The organism is Aerococcus sp. HMSC10H05 (genome assembly GCF_001806975.1).
Classification (GTDB): domain Bacteria; phylum Bacillota; class Bacilli; order Lactobacillales; family Aerococcaceae; genus Aerococcus; species Aerococcus viridans_B.
Genome location: NZ_KV786948.1, coordinates 2,797 through 11,769 on the forward strand (window position 1 = coordinate 2,797; position 8,973 = coordinate 11,769).

General features: G+C 36.0%; 7 protein-coding genes. All 7 read left to right on the plus strand.

Annotated elements, in window-relative coordinates; all coding sequences use genetic code 11:
• Positions 1-86 precede the first annotated feature (86 nt).
• Complete coding sequence (locus HMPREF3116_RS01025) at positions 87-566, plus strand: hypothetical protein (RefSeq protein WP_070467024.1); 480 nt, start codon at positions 87-89, stop codon at positions 564-566.
• Between the two features lie 227 nt (positions 567-793).
• A complete protein-coding gene (locus tag HMPREF3116_RS01030; RefSeq protein WP_070467034.1) occupies positions 794-2,479 on the plus strand; it encodes an alpha-glucoside-specific PTS transporter subunit IIBC in 1,686 nt (561 codons plus the stop codon).
• Positions 2,480-2,633: 154 nt separating this feature from the next.
• Positions 2,634-3,977: a 6-phospho-alpha-glucosidase gene (locus HMPREF3116_RS01035; protein WP_070467025.1), complete on the plus strand. Its 1,344-nt coding sequence runs from the start codon at positions 2,634-2,636 to the stop codon at positions 3,975-3,977.
• Positions 3,978-4,049: 72 nt separating this feature from the next.
• Positions 4,050-4,841: a MurR/RpiR family transcriptional regulator gene (locus HMPREF3116_RS01040; RefSeq protein WP_070467027.1), complete on the plus strand. Its 792-nt coding sequence runs from the start codon at positions 4,050-4,052 to the stop codon at positions 4,839-4,841.
• The gene (locus tag HMPREF3116_RS01045; protein ID WP_070467028.1) at positions 4,838-5,326 is read left to right on the plus strand and encodes a hypothetical protein; all 489 of its coding nucleotides are present in this window, start codon (positions 4,838-4,840) and stop codon (positions 5,324-5,326) included. The genes HMPREF3116_RS01040 and HMPREF3116_RS01045 overlap by 4 nt, the downstream gene beginning before the upstream one ends.
• Positions 5,327-5,453: 127 nt before the next feature.
• Entirely contained in the window at positions 5,454-6,290 is an 837-nt protein-coding gene (locus HMPREF3116_RS01050; RefSeq protein ID WP_070467030.1) for an endonuclease/exonuclease/phosphatase family protein, read from the plus strand.
• Positions 6,291-6,685: 395 nt separating this feature from the next.
• Positions 6,686-8,973: YSIRK-type signal peptide-containing protein (locus tag HMPREF3116_RS01055; protein WP_168125752.1), on the plus strand; the 2,288-nt coding region annotated here is incomplete at its 3' end.

The following is an 8,973-nucleotide window of genomic DNA, read 5'->3' on the forward strand; positions in this document are numbered from 1 at the left end:
GAGTCTAAACGACATTTGTCACATCCTTTTTTGTTATAATGGTTGTGTCTATATGTTACGCTGCTATTTCAATAGGGAGGTATGGGATGACTACACGGATACTCGGTTGGATAATAAATGTTGTTACTCTGCTTTTGTTTATTACATCATTAGTGAATTTAGTTTTTATATTTATTCAAGCTAAGTTTGTTGATTTGACCTTAATTGATTATTTTGCACATACGAATTGGACCTTTACTTATATGCTAGGGACACTGTGTATCCCAGTTTCAGCTATCTTAATGCAGGTCAAATGGCGCAAGGCTAGGTTGTTTAAACGCCACGCCAAAGAATATTTCTACCTAAGCCTAATGATGACGACAGTGGCATTAATTTTAATGGGTGAATATAGTATGGCGATCTTCATGATTTTCCTATTTATAGCTGCTAGCTATCCTTTAGGCATTAAATATAACGAAGCCATCGCCATGTTACGAGAACCGTCTAGTTACCGTAAACTAGCAGGTGAATGGTTTATCTTATTCATTGCTATAATAGTCAGAATTTACATGTATATAGATTTATGAGAAGTATTAACTTTTGGAACCCAATTATAAAGGTTCTTATATAACAAAGAGAGGCTGAGATATTTTTGTCCCAGCCTCTTTTTTTGGGTCAATTTCCTTATAATGGAACATTGTGATGGTTAAAGAACTTGTCCCAAAAGAAATGGAAGCGTTTGCAGATAGGAAAATGAAATGCTAAGATGATTGTATTGATAGCAATATTCAACATAAAAAGGAGTGAAGTAATGATGATGGCGAAATTGCAACGGTTTGGGGGCGCAATGTTTGTGCCGGTGCTGTTATTCTCGTTTGCGGGGATTATATTGTCCTTCTCAATTCTATTTCAAAATGAATTGATTATGGGTAGTGTCGCTGCTGAAGGGAGTTTATGGCGTAATGTTTGGTCAGTATTGGAAGCTGGTGGGTGGACCGTATTTAATCAAATTGAACTATTATTTGTCATTGGTCTCCCAATTGGATTAGCTAGTAAAGCAGCTGGTAGAGCAAGTTTAGAGTCATTTATTGTATACATGACGTTCCAAAGTTTCTTAGCTAAGATTCTTGAAATTTGGGGTAGTAACTTTGGTGTAGATTATGCTGCTGAACCAGGCGGTGTGAGTGGATTAAAACTAATTGGTAGTGTAAAAACACTAGATACGAATATCATTGGTGCCATTCTTGTCGCTGCCATTGTTGTATGGTTACACAACCGGTATTTTGATACAAAATTGCCAGACTGGTTAGGTGTTTTCCAAGGATCAACATTTGTCTATATTCTTGGTTTCTTTATCGTGTTACCTCTAGCATTTATTACTGCTTGGGGTTGGCCAGTAATTCAAGGTGGTATCGCAACTTTACAAGGTTGGTTAGCAAGTTCTGGTGCTTTTGGTGTATTCGTATATGTATTCTTAGAACGGATTTTAATTCCAACAGGGCTACATCATTTCGTTTATCAACCATTTATCTATGGCCCTGCAGTAATAGAGGGTGGGGTTGAACGTGCTTGGTTGGATCAATTAAATGTGATTGCTTCAAATCCAGCACCCTTACGTGAACAATTCCCAGAAGGCGCTTTTGCGTTACACAATATGTCAAAAATTTTCGCACCGATTGGTATTTCTGGTGCTTTCTATGCGACAGCGAAAAAAGAAAAACGTCAAGAAGTATTGTCATTGTTATTACCAACAGCTTTTACGGCGATTATGGCAGGGATTACAGAACCGTTTGAATTTACCTTCTTATTTATCGCCCCACAACTATTCTTTATCCATTCATTACTTGCAGCCTCACTAGCGACAACTATGTACCTATTTGGGCTAGCAGGAGACATTGGATCAGGTTTAATCTCAGTTGTTTCTAAATTTATTATCCCAATGTGGTCTAATCATCTCGGGGCAATTGTGACTTGGTTAGTGATAGGTTTAATCTTCTCAGCTATCTACTTTGTCGTCTTTAGCTTGATTATTAACAAATTTGATTTGAAGACACCAGGTCGTGAAGATGATGAAGCAGAAGTGAAAATGTATTCTAAACAAGACTATAAAGACAAGAAAAAACAAGCATCAGCTGGTTTCGATCCAAATGATACTAGCCATGATCCTTCAGAATCTAAAGTCAGTGATAAAGCCATGTCAAGTTATGCTGAAGAGGCTGCTAATGACCCTAGTCGTGGACGTTTCGCAGTAACTGCATCTAATTATGTTGATTTATTAGGTGGTCCAGAAAATATTACTGACGTTAACAACTGTGCTTCTAGATTGAGATTAACAGTTAAAGATCCAAATGTATTAGCTACAGATAAAGCATTTAAAGAAAATGGTGCACATGGAGTAGTCCGTAAGGGACAAGCGATTCAAGTAATCATTGGATTAGATGTCCCACAAGTTCGTGATGAAGTAGATATAGAAATTGCTAAACGTACTGGTAAGGCTTAGCATTAAGGGACAAGTTCCAAAAAATGGAACGGTTTTATAAATACTAAAATGCGAACAGAATGTTCAAATGGTAATGAAAACGCTTCAATTTTTGTTAGCATATAGATATAGGAAATATTCATTTAACAACAAATTCTATTAGGGGGAATTCAAAATGACATTAAAGAAACAATCAATCCTTGTAGCAGGTGGCGGGTCAACTTTTACACCTGGTATTATCATGATGCTCTTAGATAATCTTGATACTTTCCCAATTCGTCAAATTAAATTCTATGACAATGACGGTGACCGTCAAAAGCAAATCGCGGATGCTTGTGAGATTATCTTAAATGAACGAGCACCAGAAATTAAATTTATTGCAACAACCGACCCAGAAACTGCTTTTACAGATATTGATTTTGTGATGGCGCATATTCGTGTTGGGAAGTATGCAATGCGCGAAAAAGATGAAAAAATTCCATTGAAATATGGGGTAATTGGTCAGGAAACATGTGGACCTGGTGGTATTGCTTATGGTATGCGTTCAATTGGTGGCGTGCTAGAATTAATTGACTATATGGAAGCATACTCTCCAGATGCATGGATGTTGAACTATTCCAACCCAGCAGCCATTGTTGCAGAAGCTACAAGAAAATTACGTCCTAACAGCCGTATTATTAATATTTGTGATATGCCTGTAGGGATTGAATACCGTATGGCGGATATTTTAGGATTAAAATCACGTAAAGACTTCGTTGTTAGATACTATGGATTAAATCACTTTGGTTGGTGGACTGATATTAGAGACCATGAAGGTAACGATTTGATGCCGAAGCTTAAGGAATGGGTTCATGAACATGGTTATGTAACACCTGAAGAATTAGCCAACACATCTGAAGAAGATGTTGAAGAAAGCTGGATGCACACATTTGAAAAAGCGAAAGAAGTTTCTTGGTTAGATGAAGATACTTTACCAAATACTTATCTAAAATATTATATGTATCCACAAGATGAAGTAGCAGTGGCCAACCCAGACTACACTCGGGCAAATGAAGTAATGGACCACCGAGAAAAACAAGTATTTTCAGAATGTAATCAAGTGGTCAACTATGGTTCAGGTGCTAAAACGACTTTAAAAGCAGATGACCATGCATCTTATATAGTTGATTTAGCCAGAGCTTTAGCATATAACACACGTGAAAGAATGTTATTAATTGTGGAAAATAATGGGTCAATCGTAAACTTTGATCCAACTGCTATGGTAGAAATTCCATGTATTATCACTTCAAATGGACCAGAGCCATTGGTAACTGGTGAAATTCCTCGCTTCCAAAAAGGTTTAATGGAACAACAAGTTGCTGTTGAAAAACTTGTAGTTGAAGCTTGGAGTGAAGGTTCTTATCAAAAATTATGGCAAGCCATTACCTTATCAAGAACGGTACCAAATGCACGAATAGCAAAACAAATTTTGGATGATTTAATTGAGGCGAACAAATCTTATTGGCCTGAATTATCTTAACCTATTAAACATAAACGCTTTTGATATAATAAGAGTGGGCCAAGGTCCACTCTTATTATTTTGGAGGCATTTATGAGACCAATAGAAAATATTTATAATGAGTTTTATAGTAAATTAACTGAAAATGAAATTTATATTTTTGACTATATCATGAAAAACGGACATGTAGTGAGAAAGATGTCTATTACTGAATTGGCCAGCATTTTAGCCGTTTCAAAATCAACTATTTCTCGTTTTACCCAAAAAATCGGTTTCTCAGGTTATGCAGAATTTAAATTTTATTTGAATAATGAAGCAGAAAAACAGCGACATGATAGTGAAATTGATCCAATAGGCCAGTTAGTTTCTGATACTCAAGATACTTTTAAAATGTTTAGTAATTTACAGATAACACCTATCGTTGAAAGTATTTATGATGCAGATAACGTCTTCCTATATGGTACTGGTTGGGCACAAAAAAATGCTTTAAATGATTTTAGGAGAATCATCTTATTAAATAATAAGTTTTCAATTGATATTTCTGCGCCTTTAGAATTAAAAATTGCCAGTGCCTCCATAAAACCTGGTGATGTACTTATTGTGGCGTCTTTTAGTGGGAATGTGAAATCGATTGAACGGGAGCTGAGAGTATTTAAGAGTAAAGGTGCCATACTAATTGCAGTTAGTGAAATGCATACGAGTCTTTTGGCTACATTATCAGATTATGCAATTTACTTTAAAACGACTCAATTTGATTATAAAGATGAAGCCTTTGCTTCGATGTTGCCTATTCATCAAGCTACAAACTTACTAGCCATCGCTTATTTCGAGTATGTTAGAAAACAAGAATTATTAAAGAAAGAAAATAAGGAGCTTGACCTATGACCAGTAAAAATTTAAGCCGAATGATCCATTTCGTGATTATGATACTTGTAATTGCACCGATCCTGTATATTGCACTTTTAAGTTTTCAAGGCAATATGCATGGATTGAATTTGTTAGAAAATTTAACGACAAATGTTTCTACTGTAATTTCATTAATGTCCGTATGTATTCTACCATTTGCGGGCTTTCTAATTAAATCTAAATGGAATCAAATTGATCAAAATCATGATAGCTTAGGGCAATTTTATATTAGTTTATTGTTGATTCTAATTAGTTTTTTACTCATCGGAAACACAGGAATGGCTATATTGATTTTTATTCTAGTGACATTTAGTGTCTTGATTTTAAAAGTTAGACTTGGAGATACACTTAAAAATGTATTTAAGACACCAAAAAATCTTAAATATTTTGCAGGCGAGATTGTGATCCTATTGATTGCAGCTTTCATTCGATTTGCTATTTGGCGATTAAGTATAGGAAGTTAACATCAAATTAAAGAGGAAATAGGTATATTTCGTTATTTATTTTTGTGAAGTGAATGAAGTAAGCTATAATCTAGTTGAATAGACAAGTTATTAGTGAGAAAGTTTATGAAAAGGAGCGTTAAACTAGTTGAAACTGTTAACATTAAATACTCATGCTTATGGTGAAAATGATCAAGATCAAAAGATGGCTTTCATTGCACAATCTATCGCTGATTGGGACATTGATGTAGTGGGGTTACAAGAAGTCAATCAAAGTATTGTTGGTCATCGGGTAGCCATTGATCAAATCCCAAATTTCAAACCTATGGATGGACAAGTGAATATTAAAGAAGATAATTTTGCCTTACGTTTAGTAGAACTATTAGAGGAATTAGGCAAAACCTACTATTGGGGTTGGGCTATGACTCATATTGCGCATGACACAATGCAAGAGGGTGTAGCAATTTTATCAAAATACCCAGTTGATAGCGTCACTAGCTATAACGTATCAAAAAGTCATAATTGGTATGACTATAAAACGCGTCGTATTCTTACGGCTAAGATCACTAGACCAAATGGCGAAAGCTTTATGGCCGTTTCTGGGCACTACTCATGGTGGCATGGTAAAAATAATCAAGAGTTTCACTATGAATGGCAGGAAACTGAAAAATACCTATCTAGAACGAAACTACCAATCTACTTTATGGGTGACTTTAATAATCCAGCCAACACAGACGGTTACGATTATTTGATATCAACACCTCTACCAATTCAGGATTCATATATGATTGCTGAAGAGACCATTGGAGGTCCAACTGTCCTAAAAGAAATTAGTGGCTGGACCGGGCTTAAAGAACAAATTCGTATAGATTATATTTTCGTACCTAAAGGTGTCGCAGTAAAAAAATCTGAAGTTGTATTTGATGGGGAACGTCAACAAGCTGTATCAGACCACTCAGGTGTATTAGTAGAAACGATTGACTAGAAGCTAAATATAAAGATAAATTTACGCATAAAATATTGCAGGATGTGATTTGTTTAGTCACATCCTTTTTAATTTTGTATGGTATGAATTGTTTAAATATATCTTTTTGATGCAATATAGGATAAAAATGACTTCATTTTGAAACTAAAATAAATACAAAATATTCAATATTTTGTATTAACCGTTTTCATAAACCTGATTATAAAACGTAAATATGAAATTATAAAAAAGTTATATTTGGTTAAATGTTGATGTGACAATGTTTTGGGAGCGTTTTATAAGATTGTCATCACTTTTATGTTAAGAAAACATATTTTTGAAGATAACTGATAGTCTAATGTGTTCTTAAATAGAGGTGTATGTAGCTTATATTTTAGTGCATGAGGAGGAAGATTATGGTTGGAAAAAATAACCATGAAGTTAAACGACAAAAAAATGGTAATCGTATTCAACGATATGCAATTAAACGTTTAACAATTGGAGTTGTATCTGCGACTGTTATGACTGGTTTCTTTTTAGGAAATTCAGAAGTAGCATTAGCTGCAGAAACGGTAAATAGTGAGACAGTTTCAGAAGTCGCTTCCGTGGACGAAACAGAGCTTAAGGATAATGACAGTGAGGTAACAACTGCCTCTGAAGAAGCATTACCAGAAGAAAGTTCAGTGGAATCACCAGTAACAGCGGAAGCAGCAGAAGAAAGTAATTCTGAGGTTGCTGAAGCAGTAACTGAAGAAGAATCAGTAGATGAATTAGCTGATTATAAAGCACAAGCAAAAGAAAAAATTAATGCACTAGAAAATTTAGATACAAATGAACTAGCTGCAGAAGGTGCTTTAATTGATCAAGCAACTTCGACAGCAGACATTGATAAAATTGTTGAAAATGCCGAAGTATTAAATGCTGAAAAAGCAGAAGAAGTTGTGGAAACAGAAGCAGACGCTCAAACTTCAGAAGTTGAAAAAGCAGCGGAAACAGAAGCAGACGCTCAAACTTCAGAAGCCAATAAAGCAGAAGAAACTGAAGAAGCAACAGAAGAAAGTGATCGCGCTGCGGATACTCAAGTAGAGACGGCTGAAGAAAATAAGGAAGAAAAATCTGAAGAAATCACAACTTTTGCCGCGGCATCAGCTGAGGAAGAAGATGCTTCTACAAGTAATTCAAACATCATAAATGTAGATGCAATCGAATCTGGAAAAATTACTAGTGGTAGACAATTCCAAACGACGCCAGGTATTGTAAGTGGTTGGCTAGATGTTGCGACTAATCGATATACACCTGGTATTAACGGTTCAGAAACAGCCTTAAACGGTTATAAAGTGTACTTACAATGGATGGATGAAGATGGCATCACTTCTCCGGTATATGAGGCCATGACACATGATATAGGTGGTACTCGTGCAGGACAAGGTGGTAACGGTGTGTATGCCTTCGATATTGGTGAAGGTTGGACAGATGCGACAGGAAAATTGCATAAACCAGCATTCCAATCAGTTGGCTCTCAAAGATATAAATTATGGTTAGCGCCAGGTCAAACATCAAGTAATGGTAACGAATACTTTACTTACCGTAAGCAACCAGGGAATTCAACAGGATTTTCAGGCGCGACATTAGCGACAGGTGAGTTCGTATTAGCCGGGCACAGTATTCAAAGAACTGCTATTTATGTTTACGAAAAACCTAATAATGTAACGATGACGACGCCAGAAAATGAGTGGAAATACGATGATGAAGGTCCTGATAATAATCCAAGTTATCTACCTGATGGTGTAAATAAAAAACATCGTAATGCAGTGAGCGGTCAAGTTTGGTGGGAAACAAGTAGAGCCGGAACAGGATTCCCAAATTCAGCCGGTGAACGATTCGTTAATCAAACATTGGAAGAAGCAGAGACAGGCTTCCGCGTAGTGACAAGTGTATTGACTGCTGAGGGTGGTCAAGCTATGTCAGCAACAAATGACATTAAGGACGTTAACGAACGTATTAAACAACAACAAGAAATTTTAGCAGCTAATCCGGAATATATTCAACAAACTGTTGTTGCACCAATTGTAGGTGAACGAGGACGTTATACAGCTCGCTTTGATGACAAGTTTGATCTAAATTATATGTATCAATACGTCATTGATGGTGACGGTCAGGTAGTACCAGGATATACTGGTTATTCATCACCAGTCTTTACCCATCCAAAAGACTACGCAAGTTCAGATGCCTTTATTGCCAATAAAAACTATGCCTATAATGTGCATTTTGCTTTAGTTGCAGACCCTGCTAAGTATAATATTGATATCACAAACTACGATGCTGTTAATAATATCGCAAAACCAGGCGCTACAGCTATAAGTGATGTTTTCTCAATGTTCTATCCGGGGGAAGAAACTGAAATTGTTTGGATTGATTCAACTGATGGAAGTCCAGTAGAATTATCAAGAACAAAAGTAAATAATTTGGATGAAGCTAGATCAGCTGCCCAATTAACAGTGCCTGATGACTTTGAAGGACGTAAAATCTATACTGTTCAATTAGTTGTAAACGGCAATATTATTGCAGCAGATTCTTTTGCAGCAGATAGTGAGTTAGCTGATAACGAAGCCTATGAACCAGAAGTAACACCGGTAGAGAAAGACTACGGTCAAGCGACAACAGCAGATGATGTAACATCATCCGTAACCGTACCAAACTTCCC